19 protein-coding genes are annotated in these 18157 nt (G+C 71.0%); 8 read left to right on the forward strand and 11 right to left on the reverse strand.

The features are described from left to right. Positions 1–17 precede the first annotated feature (17 nt). The 3 genes from EV187_RS17560 to EV187_RS17565 all read right to left on the reverse strand — a co-directional run bounded on the left by EV187_RS17560 (position 18) and on the right by EV187_RS17565 (position 1509). Positions 18–881, reverse strand: a complete 864-nt coding sequence (locus EV187_RS17560) for a carbohydrate kinase family protein (RefSeq protein ID WP_242609688.1) — start codon at positions 879–881, stop codon at positions 18–20. 45 nt (positions 882–926) lie between these two features. Next, a complete protein-coding gene (locus EV187_RS18465) occupies positions 927–1076 on the reverse strand; it encodes a hypothetical protein (protein WP_165391260.1) in 150 nt (49 codons plus the stop codon). 88 nt (positions 1077–1164) lie between these two features. Then, positions 1165–1509, reverse strand: coding sequence for a cupin domain-containing protein (locus EV187_RS17565; protein WP_130354361.1), 345 nt, complete (start codon positions 1507–1509; stop codon positions 1165–1167). Between the two features lie 267 nt (positions 1510–1776). On the opposite strand from EV187_RS17565, the gene EV187_RS17570 reads away from it, so the two are divergent. Beyond that, the gene (locus tag EV187_RS17570) at positions 1777–2871 is read left to right on the forward strand and encodes a ThuA domain-containing protein (RefSeq protein WP_165391261.1); all 1095 of its coding nucleotides are present in this window, start codon (positions 1777–1779) and stop codon (positions 2869–2871) included. Positions 2872–3055: 184 nt separating this feature from the next. After that, the gene (locus tag EV187_RS17575) at positions 3056–5551 is read left to right on the forward strand and encodes an HAD-IC family P-type ATPase (protein WP_130354363.1); all 2496 of its coding nucleotides are present in this window, start codon (positions 3056–3058) and stop codon (positions 5549–5551) included. Here the strand turns inward: EV187_RS17575 and EV187_RS17580 are convergent. Beyond that, entirely contained in the window at positions 5481–5918 is a 438-nt protein-coding gene (locus EV187_RS17580) for a DUF7144 family membrane protein (RefSeq protein WP_130354364.1), read from the reverse strand. The genes EV187_RS17575 and EV187_RS17580 overlap by 71 nt on opposite strands. 109 nt (positions 5919–6027) lie before the next feature. Here EV187_RS17580 and EV187_RS17585 point away from each other — a divergent pair, with 109 nt between their 5' ends. The 3 genes from EV187_RS17585 to EV187_RS17595 all read left to right on the forward strand — a co-directional run bounded on the left by EV187_RS17585 (position 6028) and on the right by EV187_RS17595 (position 7741). Further along, positions 6028–6972: an N-acetylglucosamine kinase gene (locus EV187_RS17585; RefSeq protein ID WP_130354365.1), complete on the forward strand. Its 945-nt coding sequence runs from the start codon at positions 6028–6030 to the stop codon at positions 6970–6972. A 198-nt stretch (positions 6973–7170) separates the two neighbouring features. After that, positions 7171–7395 carry a hypothetical protein gene (locus EV187_RS17590; protein ID WP_130354366.1) on the forward strand — a complete coding sequence of 75 codons (225 nt, stop codon included), beginning with the start codon at positions 7171–7173 and terminating at the stop codon, positions 7393–7395. 1 nt (position 7396) lies between these two features. Beyond that, positions 7397–7741 (forward strand): DUF1036 domain-containing protein, encoded by a 345-nt coding sequence (locus EV187_RS17595; RefSeq protein WP_130354367.1) that lies wholly within the window; start codon positions 7397–7399, stop codon positions 7739–7741. Positions 7742–7791: 50 nt separating this feature from the next. Here the strand turns inward: EV187_RS17595 and EV187_RS17600 are convergent, their stop codons facing one another. Together EV187_RS17600 and EV187_RS17605 are read right to left on the reverse strand one after the other, a co-directional pair. After that, positions 7792–8256, reverse strand: coding sequence for an SRPBCC family protein (locus tag EV187_RS17600; RefSeq protein ID WP_130354368.1), 465 nt, complete (start codon positions 8254–8256; stop codon positions 7792–7794). Then, entirely contained in the window at positions 8253–8588 is a 336-nt protein-coding gene (locus tag EV187_RS17605; RefSeq protein ID WP_130354369.1) for an ArsR/SmtB family transcription factor, read from the reverse strand. The genes EV187_RS17600 and EV187_RS17605 overlap by 4 nt, the downstream gene beginning before the upstream one ends. A 123-nt stretch (positions 8589–8711) precedes the next feature. Between EV187_RS17605 and EV187_RS17610 the strand changes: the two genes are divergently transcribed. Further along, on the forward strand, positions 8712–9302 hold the full coding sequence (locus tag EV187_RS17610; protein WP_165391262.1) for a septum formation family protein: 591 nt from the start codon (positions 8712–8714) through the stop codon (positions 9300–9302). A gap of 74 nt (positions 9303–9376) precedes the next feature. Here EV187_RS17610 and EV187_RS17615 read toward each other — a convergent pair whose 3' ends face one another. Together EV187_RS17615 and EV187_RS17620 are read right to left on the reverse strand one after the other, a co-directional pair. Beyond that, the gene (locus EV187_RS17615) at positions 9377–10240 is read right to left on the reverse strand and encodes an SDR family oxidoreductase (protein ID WP_130354371.1); all 864 of its coding nucleotides are present in this window, start codon (positions 10238–10240) and stop codon (positions 9377–9379) included. A gap of 94 nt (positions 10241–10334) precedes the next feature. Continuing rightward, entirely contained in the window at positions 10335–11747 is a 1413-nt protein-coding gene (locus EV187_RS17620) for a pyridoxal phosphate-dependent decarboxylase family protein (protein WP_130354372.1), read from the reverse strand. Positions 11748–12046: 299 nt separating this feature from the next. Between EV187_RS17620 and EV187_RS17625 the strand changes: the two genes are divergently transcribed. After that, positions 12047–12913, forward strand: coding sequence for a DNA/RNA non-specific endonuclease (locus tag EV187_RS17625; protein ID WP_242609689.1), 867 nt, complete (start codon positions 12047–12049; stop codon positions 12911–12913). A 56-nt stretch (positions 12914–12969) separates the two neighbouring features. Here EV187_RS17625 and EV187_RS17630 read toward each other — a convergent pair whose 3' ends face one another. Next, positions 12970–14841 carry an alkyl/aryl-sulfatase gene (locus EV187_RS17630; protein ID WP_130354373.1) on the reverse strand — a complete coding sequence of 624 codons (1872 nt, stop codon included), beginning with the start codon at positions 14839–14841 and terminating at the stop codon, positions 12970–12972. A gap of 128 nt (positions 14842–14969) precedes the next feature. On the opposite strand from EV187_RS17630, the gene EV187_RS17635 reads away from it, so the two are divergent. After that, on the forward strand, positions 14970–15785 hold the full coding sequence (locus EV187_RS17635) for a DNA/RNA non-specific endonuclease (RefSeq protein ID WP_130354374.1): 816 nt from the start codon (positions 14970–14972) through the stop codon (positions 15783–15785). Here the strand turns inward: EV187_RS17635 and EV187_RS17640 are convergent. Together EV187_RS17640 and EV187_RS17645 are read right to left on the reverse strand one after the other, a co-directional pair. Beyond that, positions 15782–17092, reverse strand: a complete 1311-nt coding sequence (locus EV187_RS17640; RefSeq protein ID WP_242609690.1) for an AI-2E family transporter — start codon at positions 17090–17092, stop codon at positions 15782–15784. The two genes, EV187_RS17635 and EV187_RS17640, sit on opposite strands and share 4 nt — an antisense overlap. A 73-nt stretch (positions 17093–17165) precedes the next feature. Next, positions 17166–18080, reverse strand: a complete 915-nt coding sequence (locus tag EV187_RS17645; protein WP_341272767.1) for a cation diffusion facilitator family transporter — start codon at positions 18078–18080, stop codon at positions 17166–17168. Between the last annotated feature and the right edge of the window lie 77 nt (positions 18081–18157).

An 18157-nucleotide genomic window follows, 5' to 3' on the forward strand; every position in this document is an offset into this window, starting at 1 on the left:
CGGGCGGCCGCTCGCCATCAGTCGCCGAGCAGCACGTCCAACCGCGGGTGGAGGTGCCGGGTGCCCAGCACGGATGCCGCGTGCCGCGCCCCGGCGCGCAGTGCGGCGGGCAGCGGCGACCCCGCCAGCGTCGCGTCGAGCACGCCCGCCATGAACGCGTCGCCCGCGCCGTTCGTGTCGCGCACCTCGGCGGGCTCCGCCGCGACCAGGTGCCGCGTCATCCGCTCGTCGATCGCGACGGCGCCGTCGGCTCCGAGGGTGCACACGACGAGTGACGCGCCGCCCTCGATGCAGCCCTCCATGAACGGGAACGGGTCGTCGCCGATGCGGTCGGCGTTCATGAAGATCACGTCGGCCGCGTCGATGAACGGGCGGTGGAATTCGGCCTCGCCGTCGTAGTCGTGGATGTCGGTCCAGATCGGGCGGCCGGTGGCGCGCGCCGCCTCGATGAGGTCGAGCGCGACGGGTGCGAGGTCGAGCACGATCGCCGCGGCATCCGCCATCGAGGCGACGGCCGCGGTGGCCGGACCCGGTTCGAGCGGCCGGGGCGTCGCGACGTACAGCGAGACGCGTTCGCCTGCCCGGGTCATGAGGTTGAGGTGCCGCTCGGTGGTGCCGCCGTCGCCCTCGATCAACTCGATGCCCGCTTCGGTGAGCAGCGAGCGCACGCGTTCACCCTCGACGTCACCCCCGATGAGTGCATGCAGGACCGTGGGGCGGCCCAGGCCGACGAGCCCGAGCGCCTTGCCGGCCGAGGTCGCGCCGAGCGTCTCGTACTCGTCGAGCGCGAACTGCATGTGCGGCACGGGCTCGGGCAGGCGGTCGAGCAGCACGATCCGGTTCCACGACGCGGGCCCGGCGATGAAGACGTGATCGGTCACCCGCTCAGTCTGGCGGGGAATCCGGCCGGTCGCCGCCGCCGTGGCTCAGCCCATGCCGATCGGCGGCAGCGCGCCGTCGGGCGACCGGTCCTTTCCGCAATGGGCGCACTGGTAGAACCGGGTGCCGGACTCGGGCTCGTGGTGCAGCACCCACTTGTGCACGCCCAGGCGGCAGCGCAGCTTCTTCCCGGCCATGATCCCTCCCGTCCTCGTCGTCAGGGGGAATTGGGCACAGGCTACTCCTGCGCCGCGCCCGCCGCCGGGGTCGGCCGCGACTCCCCGGCTACTCGAGCCACTCCGTCTCGAACGTCGGGTTCGCGTGGATGTTCGTGGACACGAACGGGTCGCCGCCGATCACGGCGAACTTGTGCGGCGTGAGCGCGGGAACGACGAGCACCTGGCCGCCGACCGCCTCGATCCGCTCCTCGGCGACGGTGAACAGCGCGCGGCCGTGACGCACGACGAACGTCTCCGTGTACGGGTGCTGGTGAAGGCGCGGTCCCGCGCCGTCACGCGACGAGTACACGAAGATCAGCGACACCTGCGACCCGATCGTGGCGCCCTCGACCTGGTCGTTCCAGTCCAGGTCGTCGGTCGCGTCATCCGGTCGCTCGTACCTGAGCACCATCGTGATCCTCCTCGTCGTCGAGCCGAACGCGCGGCCACGATAACGCGAGGGCCCGGATGCCGCCACCGTCATGCTCGCCGCGTGGTTTCTCCTGCCGACGTGCAAAAGATGTGCGTCCGCAGTGCAGGTAAGGATCCACGACTCATTGACATACGGATGTCGGCAGCATTAGTGTCGGATTCCGAACATATGTCGTCTGCGGCAACATATTCACGAAGGTGTGGCAGGCGGCCTCCGTACGGTCCAACTCGAAGGGGAGAACGACCAATGAAGCAACGCGTCCGTCGCGTGATGACCGGGGTCTGCGCCATCGGCATCACCGCCACTCTGGGGCTGAGCGCAGCACCCGCCTTCGCCGAGAGCACTGCCGGGAGCGCCGACGAGTACAAGGTGCTCGTGGTGGGCCAGACCCTCGGGTTCCGCCACTCGCACATCGACGACACGACCCTCGCCGTCAAGGCGCTGGGAGTGGAGAACGGATTCACCGTCGACGTGTGGGACTCGCGGCAGCCGAGCCTCACGCTGCCCACGACGCCGTTCACCTCGGCGGAGGACCTCTCGCAATACGCCTCCATCATCTTCGCCTCGCCCGTCGACGGGACGAACAACCTCGACCCCAACCGGCCTCGGCTGCTGAACGACGCCGAGCTCGCGGCGTTCCAGGGCTACATCCACGACGGCGGCGGATACGTCGGCCTGCATGCCGCGACCGACTCGATGCACACCGTCCCGTGGTACAGCGAGCTCACCGGCGGCGGAGCGCGATTCCGCAACCACCCCGCGCAGCAGACCGCCACGATGCGCGTCGAGAGCCCGGGCCACCCCTCCACCGAGATGCTGCCGGCCGAGTGGGTGCGGTTCGACGAGTGGTACAACTTCACGACCAACCCGCGTGAGGACGTCCACGTCCTGATCACCCTCGACGAATCCACCTACAACCCGGGCAGCGGCGCGATGGGCGCCGACCACCCGATCGCCTGGTGCCAGAACTTCGAGGGCGGGCGCTCCTGGTACGAGGGGGCCGGGCACACGGATGCCTCGTGGGCGGACCCGCTCTTCCTCGAGCACATCCTGGCCGGGATCGAGTGGACCGCGGGCGTCGTGACCGGCGGCGGCGACTGCGTCACCTTCACCGAGGTCGACGAGATCCTCGCGGGCATCCCCGCGTCGGTGAAGAACACGCACCTCGGCGCCGACATCGCCGCGTACCTCGCCGAAGCGGAGGAGTCGGCGACCGCCGGCGACCACGCGGCGGCGGTCGCCACGCTGCAGCAGGCCCGGGCGAAGGCGCACGGCATCCAGGACGACGTCCTGGTCGCCAAGATCGGCGACCTCATCGAGTGGCAGGAAGCCCTGCTCTGACGCCCGGCTGCGACCCGGCGCGCTCCGCCTGACCGGCCCGCGCGTCCCGGTTCGCGGCACCGGCACCGCCGGCCCTCGACCTCGTCGTTCCAGCGAGGTCGAGGGCCGCCGCATTCCCGGCCCCGAACGGCGGACTCTCCCGCGATGCTGTCGCCCTCACCCCCTTGTGTGGTGGGATGACCGCATGGGGGCGAGCGTCGCGAGTGCCACCGGCCTGACCACGGCCGAGGTCGCGGAGCGCATCGCGCGCGGCGAGACCAACGCGTTCGAGAGTCCCACGAGCCGAAGCGCGTGGAGCATCATCCGCGCCAATGTCTTCACGCTCTTCAACGGCATCATCGCGGCGTGCTTCCTCGTACTGCTGCTCATCGGGCGCTGGCAGGACGCGCTGTTCGGCGTGAGCGCCATCGCGAACACGATCATCGGCTCGGTGCAGGAGTTCCGGGCGAAGCGCTCGCTCGACAAGCTCGCGCTCATGCACGCGCCGCAGGCGCGTGTGCTCCGCGACGGCGCCGAAACGGACATCGCCATCGCCGAGGTGGTGCTGGGCGACACGCTCGTGCTGCGCGCGGGCGATCAGGTCGGGGCGGATGCCTCGGTGGCGTCGTCCGAACGGTTGCAGCTCGACGAGTCCATGCTCACGGGCGAATCCGATCCGGTCGACAAGGCGCCCGGCGATGCCGTGCTGTCGGGGTCGATCGTGATCGGCGGAGGCGGCACCGCGGTCGTCGACAAGGTCGGTGCGGACTCGTTCGCGAACAGGCTCTCGAGCGAGGCCAAGCAGTTCTCGCTCGTGGCATCCGAGTTGCGCAGCTCGATCAACCGGGTGCTCGGCTGGGTGGCGTGGATCATCGGGCCGGTCAGCCTGCTGGTGCTGAACGCGCAGATGGTCGCCGCCGGGGGATGGCCGAAGGCGATCGAGGACGGCTCGTGGCAGGACGCCGCGGTGGCGACGATCGCCTCGGTCGTCGCGATGATCCCGCTCGGGCTCGTGCTCATGACGAGCATCACGTTCGCGGTCGGTGCCGTGAAGCTGGCCAACCGCAAGGTGCTCGTGCAGGAGCTGCCCGCCGTCGAGGGCCTCGCGCGGGTCGACCTCATCTGCCTCGACAAGACGGGCACCCTCACCGAGGGCGACATCGTGTTCGACGATTCGCACGCCCTCGTCGCCACGCCGCCCGACGGATGGACCGACGTGCTCGCATGGTACGGCGCCGAGCCCGAGGCGAATGCGACGGCCCGGTGCCTGGTCGAGCCGTATCCCGTGCAGCGCGTGCTCCAGCCCGAGGCGCGCATCGCCTTCTCGTCGGCGCGCAAGTGGAGCGCGGTCGGGTTCGCGGGTGCCGGCACCTGGGTGCTCGGCGGCCCCGAGATGGTCTTCGCGGCATCCGTCGACGCCTCGGATGCCGCGGTCGACCTCCGCGACCGAGCGGCCGAGCTCGCGGCGACCGGCCGGCGCACGCTCGTGCTCGCCCACAGCCCCGAGGAGCTCACGCAGGAGCGCGCCGACGCCGAGCGCCTGCCCGGGTCGCTCACCGCCGTGGCCCTGCTGACCTTCCGCGAGAGCGTGCGCCCCGACGCGAAGGAGACCCTCGAGTACTTCGCCGAGCAGGGCGTGGCCGTGCGCATCATCTCGGGCGACAACCCGCAGACCGTCGCGGCGATCGCGCGTGAGGTGGGCGTCGACGCCCCGTCGGGATTCGACGCGCGCGAACTGCCCGTCGACCTCGACGAGCTCGGCGAGGCGCTCGAGGAGCACGTCGTCTTCGGCCGGGTGACGCCGTCGCAGAAGAAGGACATCGTCACCGCCCTGCAGCGGAGGGGCCACACCGTCGCGATGACCGGCGACGGCGTCAACGACGCGCTGGCGATCAAGGAGGCCGACATCGGCATCGCCATGGACTCGGGCTCCGCGGCGACCAAGGCCGTGGCCCGGCTCGTGCTGCTCGACGGCCGGTTCTCGCAGCTGCCCGGCGTCGTGGCCGAGGGGCGGCAGGTCATCGCCAACATCGAGCGCGTCTCGATGCTGTTCCTCACGAAGACCGCCTACGCCACCGCACTCGCGGTGCTGTTCGGCGTCATGCTGCTGCCGTTCCCGTTCCTCCCGCGCCAGCTCTCGGTCGTCGACGGGCTCACGATCGGCCTGCCGGCGTTCTTCCTCGCGCTCATGCCGAACCGCCGGCGCTACGTGCCGGGCTTCCTGCGGCGCTCCCTCAGCTTCGCGATCCCCGCCGGAATCATCATCGCGCTGGTACTGGCGCTCTACAGCCGCATGGCGACCGACGCCGGGATCCCGCAGGACGAGCTGCGCACCGGGTCGACGATGATCCTCACGATCGTCGGCCTCTGGGTGCTCATCGTGCTCTCACGGCCGATCGACGGCTGGAAGATCCTGATCATCGGCTCGATGATGATCGGACTGGTGCTCGTCTACTCGGTCCCGCTGATCTCGGACTTCCTGCAGTTCACCGACCCGTCGCTGACGACCGCGCTGCTCGTGATCGGATCGTCGCTCGTCGCGATCGCCGGCATCGAGGTGGTGCGCTTCGTGCACCGGCGCGCGGTCGCGCGCATGACGTTCGTGCCGGCGCCCGCGCTCGCCGCCGCCGTCAGGCAGCAGGAAGCGTCCGAGCGCGGCGGAAGAACTCGGCCGACCGTCCCGCCCACAGCGCGAGGATGATGAGCGCGGTCACGACCGCGCCGATGCCGAACGACCACCAGGCGCCCCCGTCGCCCGGCGCGGCGATGATGTCGATGAGGTCGACGATGGTCGACAGCGCCACGAGCGCCGTCACGAAGATGCGCGCGATGTTGCGCCCACGGGTCAGGCCCGACGCCATGGCGATCGTCAGGAGTCCGATGAGGATCATGCCCGCGCCCCAGAGCGTCACGGGGAACGCGTTGCCCGAGGCGCGGACCGAGTCGTCGTAGCGGAGCAGGATGAGCACGACGCCGGCGACGATGTCGAAGACCCCCGAGATGTAGGCGAGCACCACGACGACGATCACCCGCTTCGGAGGCCGCAGCCCCGTGGCCTCGTCGCTCATCTCGGCCCCCTCCCGGCGCGCAGCGCAGCGCTCGGCTCCAGCATACGAGCGGGGCCCTGCACGCGCTGGGTTAGCATGACGCCAGGGCCTCGGCCGGCTGGAGGACGATGTGACGGACGGCGGGCGGCTCGCGATCGATGCGGGCCAGTCGGGAATCAAGGTGCGCCACGCGGATGCCGCGGGCGCCAGCGAGTGGGCCGGTCCGGGCATCCGCACCGACCTGCCGCTCCTGCCGCAGCTCGCCCGGGTCATGGAGGACGCGGTCGAGGCCGGCCGGTCGTTCGACGAGGTCGGGCTGGGCGTCTCGGGCCTCACGTCCGACGAGGCCGACCCCGGGTACCTGCTCGCCGCCACCGCCCAGCACGGCGTTCGAGCGGTGCACCTCGCGCACGACTCGATCACGGCCTACCTCGGCGCGCTCGGCGACGACCGCGGCGCCGTGGTCGCCTCGGGCACGGGCGTGGTCACCCTCGCGGTCGGACGCACCGAGCTGGCGCGGGTCGACGGGTGGGGCTACCTCCTCGGGGACGCGGGGAGCGGCTATTGGCTCGGACGCGCCGGCCTCGACGCAGTGATGCGCGCCCACGACGGGCGGGGCGACGCCACGGCGCTCACCGCGATCGCGCTGGGCGAGTTCCCCGACCTGGAGCACGCGTACATCGAGCTGCAGTCGGATCCGGGTCGCGTCGGGCGCATCGCCGCGTATGCGAGGCACGTCGCCGACGCGGCGGGCGCGGGCGATGCGGTCGCCCGGGTGATCGTGTCGGCGGCGGGGCGCGAGCTCGCGGCATCCGTGATCGCCGGGCTTCGACGCGTCGGCGAGGCCGAGGCCACCGCACCCCGGGTCCGTGCCGTCGGCGGCGTGTTCGGCGGTGCCGAACTGACGTCCGCGTTCACGGCCGCGGTGCTCGAGGGCGTGCCGTCGGCGGAGATCCGGATCGGCGAGGCGCATCCGCTCGACGGAGCCGCCGCCCTGGCCGCGGTGGCGCCCACCAGCGCGCTCGCGGGTCACATCGCCACGGCGTCGGTGGGAACGGACCCGATCCGCTCTTGACCGCCTCTCGGCGGAGCACTATATTGCGCCGTGTTGGGGGGCTAGCCTGGTCGGCTCGCGTGGGGGAGCGTCGGCCGTCGGTTCTGCCGTGCACCCGTCGAGACGACGCGCTCCAGCTCGCCATCGTGCCGAGCCGGCGATTGCGGGGCGCCTCGCGTGTCCACCACCGTCGGACGCACCATCCGAATGGAGGAACGCATGAACGACCGATCAGAGCTCTCACGTCCACTCACCGCGGACGAGGTCGCGACGCTGGCCCCGCCGCCCGAGTCCGACGCCGAGAGTCCGACCACCGCTCGATCCGAGCAGGGATCGGAGGCGACGGGCGAGGTCCATCGCCCGGGGCTCCTCGCGTCCGCCCCGGCAGGGGCGGAGCAGGCCGACACGATCCCCAATCCGCGCAGCGTCGGCGAGGGGGACTGACATGGCCATCTACGTCCACAACGGAACGGCCTCGACGATGTACGTGGCGCTGGCCTATCACTCCCCGAACTGCGACGGCGACAACTGGGCGAAGAAGGGGTGGTGGCAGATCGGGCCCGGCGGGCGCGCGACCATCCGCGGGGGCGCGTCGAACGGCGCGAAGTACTTCTGGTACGCCGAGAACGACGCCGGCATGCAGTGGGCCGGCCCGTTCGTCACGAACCTGCCGGTCAGGGCGTTCGACTGGTGCTGGCGCACGTCCAGCACCGACAGCAGCCCGAAGGGACTGCGGATGCTCCTGGTTCCGACCACGAGCGTGAACCACTCGCTCGTGCTGCAGGGCTGACGCCCGAAACCGCGTGCGCGGCGAGCCGTGTCGGGCCGCCGCGCACACGGTCATGCGCGCGTGAGGAACGCCTCGATGCGGTCGAGCGCGCCGACCCAGACCATGGTCGAGAAGAAGTCGCGCACCTCGGGGGTCGGGAAGCCGGTCTGCTCGACGGTCACGAGCGTTCCCACGTCGCTGGGCTCGAAGGTGACGACGACGTGCGTCGACATGGTCTGCCCGCTCGGGTCGCTGCCCGTCGATTCGGTCACGAGCCGGTGCGGGCGGTCGATCTCGACGAACGTCTGCTCCTCGCGGAACAGCGTGTCGCGGTTCGGCCCCCACACGGCGACCTGCTTACCGCCGACCCGCAGGTCGACCTCGATCTCGACGACGCCGGGCTCCTCGTCGAGGATCGAGAACCAGATCTTCTGCTTCTCGGCGTCGGTGTACGCGTCGAAGACCTCCTCGGGCGTCGCGGGGAGCTCTCGCGTCAGCCGCAGCCCGATGGTCTCGCTCGTGTCGATCTCGCTCATGATTCCGTTCCCTTCCTGAGAGTGAAGTAGACCTGGAGGCCGTCGAGGCGACGCTCCCAGAGTCGCTGGTAATAGCTGATCCACGCCATGGCGTCGTCCAAACGCTCGGTGCCGAGCTGGACCTGCCGCACGCGGCCGACCTTCTCGGTGGTGACGAGGCCCGCGGCCTCGAGCACGTCCACGTGCTTGCGGATGCCGGTGAGCGTCATGCCCGATGGCGTCGCGAGCTCGGTGATCGTGGCCGGCCCCTCGCCCAGGCGGGTCAGGATGGCGCGGCGGGTCTCGTCGGCGAGGGCGGCGAACGCCCGATCGAGTGCCTGTTGCTGAACCATGTGGTTCAGTGTATAACACTGAACCGAAAAGTTCAATAAACGGGAGCATGCCCGGGTACCTCGGAGCCGTATGATGCTCTGACCGGTCGCAGCGACCGCCCATCATCGAGCGAGGAGCCGCCGTTGCCACCTGTCAGAGCAGTCCGCCGCCGCGCCATCGCCCTCGTCGCGGCCGTCGTCGTCGCGGGGGTGCTGACCGGATGCTCCGTCGCTCCCTTCGCAGACGGCCTCGAGCGCCTTCGCGGCGGCGCGCGTGAACTCCTGGGGACTCCGGCCGCGGAGCCAACCGACGCCCCCTCGACCGTCGAACCCGCCGGACCCGGCGCGGGCCCGGCCCCGGTCGACGACGGGCGGGTCCGGGTGAGCGTGCAGGCGCTCCGTGTCGGGGACTGCATCGGCGAGTTCGACTACGAGACGGGGCTCGTGGTACTCCTCCCCTGCGACGGCCCGCACATCGAGGAGGTGTACCACGAGTACCGCATCCTCGAGGGCGCCGAGTTCCCCGGCGACGACCGCATCATGCGCGTCGCGGAGGACGAGTGCCGTTCGGCATTCGAACCGTACATCGGCGAGCGGTGGGACGACTCCGAGTTCTCGTACACGTACTGGGCCCCCGTGGAGGACTCGTGGAACTGGGGCGACCGCGTGATCCTGTGCACGCTCTATCAGCCCGGTGTCGAGCTCGGAGCACCTGCAGGCGACCTGGCCGCATGACCTGAGCGCGCCCGCATCCGTCGATGACGACGGATGCCGCCGCGGCGCGCGCCGAGGTCCGCGACATCCGGGCGTCACCAGGCGGCTCCGGTCAACTCCTCGCTGACCTGCCACAGGCGCTTCGCCGTCGCCTCGTCGTGCGAACGCGGTGACGAGCGCTTGGGGCGGCGATCATGGAAGTACCCGCCCGTCACGCCGTCGAGCTCGGGCGACGAGGCCGCCCAGACGACCGTGTCCGCGCCGCGTTCGGGGGAGCGCATGAACGGACGCGCGATGCCACCCGTCGCCGCGAACAACCGCATCTGGTCCTCCGCGCCGAAGGCGGTGCGCGTGACGCCGGGGTGCACCACGTTCGCGGTGACACCCGTTCCGCTCAGGCGACGCGCGAGCTCGTAGGTGAAGAGCACGTTGGCGAGCTTGGACTGGTTGTAGGCGCGCTGACCCGAGTAGCGCTCGGCCCCCTGCAGGTCGTCGAAGTCGATCCTGCCGAGCGACTCCGCGCTGGACGTGACGTTCACGATCCGAGCACGCTCCTGCGCCCGCATCCGGTCGATCAGGAGGCTGGTGAGCAGGAACGGCGCGAGGTGGTTGAGTGCGAACGTCAGTTCGAGCCCGTCCTCGGTGACGTGGCGATGCGCCCAGAAGCCGCCCACGTTGTTGACCAGCACGTCGAGGCGCGGGTAGCGCTCCTGCAGGTCGGCGGCGAGTCGGCGCACCTGCGCCTGAACGGAGAGGTCGGCCTCGAAGACGTCGATCTCGTCATTCGACGACCGGCGGCGAAGCTCCTCGGCGGCGGCTTCCGCTCGCGCTCGATCCCGACCGACGATGGCGACCCGCGCCCCGAGGGTGGCGAGTCCCGCGGCACTGGCGTTCCCGATCCCCCCGGTGCCTCCGGTGACCACGACGTTCCGGCCGGCGAGTGGGCGCGTCTCGTTCATCTCGCTTCGCGTCCGGACGGTGCCTCGATCCGCGCCCGTCCGGGTGCCGTCACCTCCTCCTTCAAGGCTCCTCGCCGATCGGAGGGGAAGCAAGTCACATCGTGTCGAGGATGCCCGCCAGCTGGTCGAACGTGGTCGTGGGGTTCACGATCGCGAAGCGCGTGTTCGGGCGGCCGGCGTGCGAGCTCGGCGTCACGAACGCGCGCTGGTCGTCGAGCAGGCGCGCGGACCACGCGCCGTAGTCCTCCCGCGACCAGCCCTCGCGCTCGAACACCACGACCGACAGTTGCGGGTCGCGCACGAGCCGGAGGCCGTCGCGGGACTCGATCTCACGGGCGATGTCCTGCGCCAGCCGGATCGAGCTCGTGATCGCCGCACGATAGGCGCCGCCGCCGTACGTCGCGAGCGAGAACCACAGCGGCAGGCCGCGGGCACGTCGCGTGAGGTGCGCCGCGTAGTCCGACGGGCTCCACTCGCTCGTCTCGGTGAGGGTGTCGAGGTACTCGGCATGCTGCGTGTGCGCGCGGCGACCGGTCTCGGGGTCGCGGTAGATGAGTGCGCAGGCGTCGAACGGCGCGAACAGCCACTTGTGCGGGTCGACGATCACCGAATCGGCATGCTCCACGCCGGCGAACCGGTCGCGCGCGAGCGGCGACAGCATGGCGGCGAGCCCGTAGGCGCCGTCGACGTGCAGCCAGAAGTCGAACTCCTCCTTGAGGGCGGCGATCGAGTCCACGTCGTCGACGATGCCGAAGTTGGTCGAGCCGGCGGTGGCGACGACCGCGAAGACGGATGCCCCGTGCTCCTCGAGTGCGGCCCGCACGGCGTCGCCGCGCAGCATCCCGTCGTCGCCGGGGGCGACCGGCACGACGTCGACGTCCATCACGCGCGAGGCCGAGGCGATCGACGAGTGCGCCTCGGCGCTGCACACGACCTTCCAGCGGCCCGGGGCATCCGTGCCCGCCGTGCGCAGCACGAACCGCGCGTGCTCGCGCGCCGCGACCAGCGCCGAGAGGTTGCCGAGCGTGCCGCCCTGCACGAACACGCCGCCCGCGGTGGCCGGGAGCCCGAACTCGCCGGCGAGCCAGGCCAGCACCTCGTTCTCGGCGTAGACCGCGCCGGCCCCCTCGAGCCAGGACCCGCCGTACACCGCGCTCGCGGACACGACGAGGTCGAAGGCCGTCGCCGCCTTGGTCGGCGCGGTGGGGATGAACGACAGGTACTGCGGGTGGTCGGTGGTGATGCAGGCGGGGGCGAGCACGTGCTCGAACAGCGCGAGCGCGCGTGCGGCCCCGATGCCGGCCTCGCCGATCGCCCGACCGGCGAGGCGATCGAGTTCGAACTCCGAGACCGGCTTGTCGAGCGGAGTGTCGCGAGCGAGCATCCGTCGCCGCGAGTAGTCGAGCACGAGGTCGACGAGGTCGGTGGTCTCGGCGGAGACGGCGTGCATGCGCGTGGGGTCGGCGCCGTTCGTCGCGCGTGCCGCGGATGCGTCCTGGGCGTTCATCGATCTTCCTCTCGAGCCCGCCTGGCGGCGACGGGCCCAGAGCAGGGTCGCACACCGACCGGTTCGTCCGCAAAATCGCGCAGTGGAGTCTTCGCGGAATGCAGGTTTCATGCGTGACGAAGGAGCTCCACGCAGGAAAGTGGCCGCGATCGCCGCACGTCGTGCGCGATGCCGTTGGAGAGCGCGCTGACGAGCGCGGAATCCTCGTCGGGGAAGTCCCTGATGCCGCCTCGCCCGGCATGGAGTACACCTGAGTCGAGGAACCCTCATCGATGTGGGGTCCGATTCGGAGGGACATCATGGAACCGGACGAGGGAACGACGGCACCGACCGTCGCCGATGCGGCGCCGCCGCCGAGCGAGGCGCGCGAGGCCACGGGCTTCGACCCCGAGTTCCTCGGGGTGGCGGCGATGATGCCGCGGATGGGCGACGCGCAGGCCGCGGCATCCGTGCAGCTCGCCTACGAGCACTTCACGGTCATGCTCGACACGGTCAGGCGCTTCGCCGGGGTCACCGCGGTGAACATCGACGGGGCGCGGCTGGTGAAGGTGCCGCGCGACGATCGCTGGGTGTTCGACGAGCGCATCCCACCCGAGCTGCAGGCGGGGCCGGAGATCTACGCCGACAACGACCTCGACCGCGGGCATCTCGTGCGCCGGAACGACCCGGTCTGGGGCGAGCCGGCGGTCGCGGCGCGGGCGAACACCGACACGTTCATGTTCACCAACGCGGCCCCGCAGGCCTCGGGGTTCAACCAGTCGCGCGAGCTGTGGCTGGGCCTGGAGGACCACGTGCTCGAGCATGCGCGCGTGCACGAGCTCAAGCTCAGCGTGTTCACCGGCCCGGTGCTGACCGACGATGATCCGCCGTACCGCGGCATCCGGATCCCGTTGAAGTTCTGGAAGATCGCGGCGTGGAACACCGGTGAGGGGCTCGCGACGACGGGCTTCGTGGTCGACCAGTCGCCGCTCGTCGACGTCGACGAGCTCCCGCGGGCGCTCGGCGCACCACCGCCCCTCGGACCCTTCCGGACCTTCCAGGTGCGGATCCGCGACATCGCGGAGCTGACCGGGCTCACGATGCCCGAGCTGATCGACGCCGAGCACCTGCCTCGATCGGTCACCGGGTGGCGGCCGCTCCAGTCGACCGCGGACATCCTGGTCTGACCGACGCGTGGCGGATGCCGCGACGTCGGCGCCGCGGCATCGATCACTCCGCCCGCTCAGGGCGTCACGATATTGAAGTTCGGGTCGCCGGGGTCGAGCACGCCGAGCACATCCCCGAGCACGCTCGCGTCGCCATCGAGCTGGAGGCCCGCGTCCAGTGCCGCCGTCACGTCCTGCATCGCGAGCGGTCCGAGCGCCGACTTCGGCACCGTGAGCGTCAGCGCGACGTCGCCACGCCCGTCGCGCACGGAGCTGAGCACGCCGTTCCTCAGGGTCACGCGGTAGGTCGCGCCGTCGTGGTCGGGGAAGGTCCACCTCGTCGCGACGTCGAGGTCCCACGCCTTCGGGCCGTTCACCTGCACGGCGACGGCGTCGAAGAACAGCTCGGGAGTCAGCTGGCCGAGGATGTCGGCCGCTGCCGGGCTCGTGGGGGTGCCGAATGCGGCGCCCCGGAGCTCCATCGAGCCGGAGAGGAATGCGCTTCGCCACGTGCCGTTCTCGCTGCCGAAGCCGAGCTGCTCGAGCACGTCGGCGAGCAGCGCCCTGGCGCCCTCGTGGTCGGGCTCGGCGAACACGACATGGTCGAGCACCTGCGCCGCCCAGCGCAGGTCGCCCGCCTCGAACGAGCCGCGCGCCTTCTCGACGACGGCGTCGGCGCCGCCCATGAACTCGACGTACCGCTTTCCCGCCTCGACGGGGGTGTGCTGCCAGAGGTGCGACGGGTTGCCGTCGTACCAGCCCATGTAGCGCTGGTAGATCGCCTTCACGTTGTGGCTGATCGAGCCGTAGTAGCCGTGGGTGTGCCAGGCCGCCTCGATGGCCGGCGGGAGCTCGATCAGCTCGGCGATCTCGGTTCCCGTGTGACCCTGGTTCATCAGCCGCAGCGTCTGGTCGTGCAGGTAGGCGTAGAGGTCGCGCTGCGTCGAGAGGAACTCGACGACGCGATCGGTGCCCCAGGTGGGCCAGTGATGGGACGCGAACGCGACCTCGGCCTCGCCGCCGAACCGCTCGATGGCCTCGGTCAGGTACCCGGCCCAGGCATGCGGATCGCGCACCACGGCCCCGCGGAGCGTGAGCAGGTTGTGCAGGGTGTGCGTCGCGTTCTCCGCCATGCAGAGCGCCCTGCGGTCGGGGAAGTAGAAGTGCATCTCGGCGGGCGCCTCGGTTCCGGGCGCCATCTGGAAGACGATGCGCACGCCGTCGATCGTGAGTTCCTCGCCCGTGCGGGTGATGTACACGGTGGGCGCGATGAGCGTGACCGTGCCGGACGACGTGGACTGGCCCAGGCCGGCCCCCACGCTGCCGCGCTCACCCCGTGGGAGGGCGGCCCCGTACATGTACGCGGCGCGTCGGCCCATCGCCGTGCCGGCGTAGACGTTCTCGGAGATCGCATGCTCGAGGAATCCCTCCGGCGCGATCACCGGCACGCCCGCGTCCACCTCCTCCTGGGTGACGACGCCCTTGACGCCGCCGAAGTGGTCGATGTGCGAGTGGGTGTAGATGACGGCGACCACCGGGCGCTCGCCGCGGTGCTCCCGGTACAGCGCGAGCGCCGCCGCAGCCGGCTCGGTCGAGATGAGCGGGTCGATGACGATCACGCCGGTGTCGCCCTCGACGAACGTGATGTTCGAGAGGTCGAAGTTGCGCACCTGGTAGATGCCGTCGACCACTTCGAAGAGCCCCTGCATCGAGACCAGCTTCGACTGCCGCCAGAGGCTCGGATGCACCGTCGGAGATCCCTCGCCGCTCAGGAACCCGAACGAGTCGATGTCGTACACCACGTCGCCCGCCGCGCCTCGGATCACGCCCGGCTCGAGCGTCGCGATGCGCCCCCGCGTCGCGTCGTCGAAGTCGCGTCGGTCGTCGTACGGGAAGGCCGGATCGGCCGGTCCCCGCCGGTCGTTCCTGCTCCGCGTCGAGTCGGTCATCTGCGCATCCCCCCGTCGCGGGCGCCCGCGGCCCGCCCGGGCTCATTCTGCCCGCGGGTCGGTCCGCCGTCCACACCCCGCAGGTGAACGGATTGCGGGGTGTCGGCGGGTCGTGGTCGAGTGGGGACATGGGCTTCGACGCGCGGTTCCTGGGGGTGGCGGCACCCATGCCGCGAGTCGACGAGGCGGATGCCGCGGCCGCCGTCGAACTCGACTACGTGCACTTCACCGTGGTGCTCGATTCCGTCCGCCGCTTCGCACGGGTCACCGGCGTCAACGTCGACGGGGCGCTGCTCGTCGAGCTCGAGCGCGGCGACCGCTGGCAGTTCGACGAGCGCATCCCGGCCGACTGGCAGGCCGGCCCACTGGTGTACGCCGACAACGACCTCGACCGGGGTCACCTCGTGCGCCGGCGCGATCCGGTGTGGGGCAGCCCAGAGGTCGCCGCGCGCGCGAACGGCGACACGTTCCGGTACACGAACGCGGCACCGCAGGCGTCGGGCTTCAACCAGTCCACGGAGCTGTGGCTCGGGCTCGAAGACCACGTGCTCGAGCACGCCCGGGTGCATCGCCAGCGGCTCAGCGTCTTCACCGCACCGGTGCTCGGCGCCGGCGATCCGCCGTATCGCGGCATCCGCGTGCCCCTGCGGTTCTGGAAGATCGCGGCGTGGAGCACCGGCGCCGATTCAGACGGGGGCGGCCTGGCCGCGATCGGCTTCGTCGTCGACCAGGCGCCGCTCGTCGACACCGGCGCGGTGCGCGAGCCCGTGCCCGGGGAGGCGCCGCCACTCGGGCCGTTCCGCACGTTCCAAGTGCCCATCGCCGACATCGCCGCGCTCACGCGGCTCGCGATGCCCGAGCTCGTCGCTGCCGACCGGCTGCCGGCGACCGTCACCGCGGTGGGGTGGCGGCTCGTCGAGCAGCCCGGCGAGATCCTGCTCTAGGTCGTGGTGCCCGTCGCGGCGCCCGCTGGCGCGCCCGTCGCCGGTTCGGGAGTGCCCTCGACTCCGCCACCACCACCGGTCCGGCCGGCCGCGGCCTTCCCTGCGGCCTTGCGCGCCTTGCGCGCGGCCTTCGCCTCGGCGTCGAACTGGGCCATGATCGCCTTCGTCTCGTCGAGCTCCCCGATCATCGGACGGATCCAGCTCATCTGCGGGTTCGTGTCGACGAGCAGCAGTCGCACGAGCAGCGTCAGCGGGATCGCGAGGATGGCGCCGATCGGGCCGATCACGACCGCCCAGAACAGCACCGAGAAGAAGGTGATCGTCTGGCTGAGCGACACCGCCTTGCCGACGACGCGCGGCTGGATGATCGACTGGATGACGGCGTTGATGAGCCCGTAGACGACGATGACCGCGATCACGGTCGGCCATCCGCCCACGAGCCCGCCGAAGATGATCGGCGGGATGATCGCGAGGAAGTAGCCGACGTTCGGGATGAACGAGCAGATGAACGCCAGCAGGCCCCAGATGAACGCGCCCGGCACCTGCAGGATCACCAGGGCGATCCAGTTGACGAAGCCCTGGGCCAGGCCGAGCACGGTGGTGACCACCATGTAGCGGCGCACGTTGTGGCCATAGGCCACGAGGGAGCCCACGACGAGCGGCCGCGCAGGGTAGAGCTGGCGGAAGAGGGTGGGGATGAACCCAGCGTCCATGGCCATGAGCAGCAGCATCGTGAAGATGATCACGAGGATCGTGATCCACCCCGTGAGCCCGCCGACGATCCCGCCCAGGAAGCCGATGAGCGTGGCCGGGTCGAAGCTCGAGGCGGCCGCGCTGATCTCCGCCGAGTTGATGCCGAGCGAGGTCAGCCAGTCGGCGACGTCCTGCCCGAATGCGGCGATCTGCGGCGCGAACTGCGGGAGCAGTTCGGTGAACTGCCCGAACGCCACGATCACCGCGTAGCCGAACGTGAGCAGCAGCAGCGTCACCGCCGTGATCACCGAGCCCGTCGCGATGCCGCGCGGCACGCCGCGCTTCTCGAGCCAGATGCGCAGGGGGTGCACGCAGATGGTGAGCACGAGGGCGAAGAACACCGGGGCGAAGATCCCGGAGATCGCGGCGAGGCCGAACGCCGCGAGCGCACCGCCGCCGATGCCCATGAGGATGTACGCGTTGCGATGCTTCGACATCGTCGCGAGCGACTCCGCCTCGGCCTTCGCCTCGGCCTCCTCTTCGGCCTCGGCTGCCGCCTCCGCGGCTGCCTCGGCCGCTTCACGCGACGTCGATCGCTTCCTGGTCCACCACATGAGGACTCCGATCCGCGAACTACCCAGGGCCCGCGCTCGTGCCCACCATAGCGAGCGGATGCCGCGGACGGCATCACCTAGTTCGCGTGACTGCCCCGTCGTCGGGGGCGGCGAGCGTCAGGAACGCGCGGCCCACGTGCGGGCGCCGCATGAGCTCGGCCTCGAGCCGACGGAGCTCGCGCGCGGCATCCGCCTCGGTGCGATCGCCCACGAGGTCGACCGCCGCGACGAGGAGCACCACGCCGGGACCGATGTACTCCATGTGCAGGAAGCCGACGCGATCGACGGCCGGCGAAGCGAGGAGCTCGGCGCGCACGGTGTCGCGCGTCGCGTCGTCGACCGCCTCCCCGAGGAGGAAGACGCGGTTCCGGGCGATGAGCACCACGGCGACGACCGCCAGCAGCACGCCGACGAGCAGCGAGCCGATCGCGTCGTACACGGGGGAGCCCGTGAGCTGGTGCAAGCCGACGCCGAGGAAGGCGAGGAGGAGCCCGATGAGGGCGGCGGAATCCTCGGCGAACACGGCGCGAAGGGTCGGGTTCGAGCTGCGAGCCACATGCTCGAGCGTCGCGACGCTGCGTCGCTGCGCGTCGGCGCGCGCCTGGCGGTAGGCCCGGATGAACGAGACCCCCTCGAGCACGAACGAGATGGCCAGCACGGCGTAGGCGACGCCGTAGTCGCTCGCCGGCTCGGGGTCGACGAGCTCGGAGATGCCGTGCTGGATCGACACCACCGCGCCGGCCGTGAACAGCCCGAAGGCCGCGAACATCGACCAGATGTAGGCGTCCTTGCCGAAGCCGAGCGGATGCCGCTCGTCGGCCGGCCGCCTCGACCGCCGCTCCGCGATGACGAGCAGCACCTCGTTGCCCGTGTCGGCCCAGGAGTGCGCGGCCTCGGCGACCATCGACGCCGACCCCGTGATGACGGCCGCGAACGACTTCGCCACCGCGATCAGCGCGTTCACCGCGAGCGCGACAAGGACCGTCACCAGGCTCTCGGCCGGCTCCTCCGATCGCTCCCTCGTCCCCCGTACCGCCGCCATCGTTGGAGTCTGGCATCGGATGC

Origin of the sequence: Agromyces ramosus, assembly GCF_004216665.1 — a bacterium.
GTDB lineage: Bacteria > Actinomycetota > Actinomycetes > Actinomycetales > Microbacteriaceae > Agromyces > Agromyces ramosus.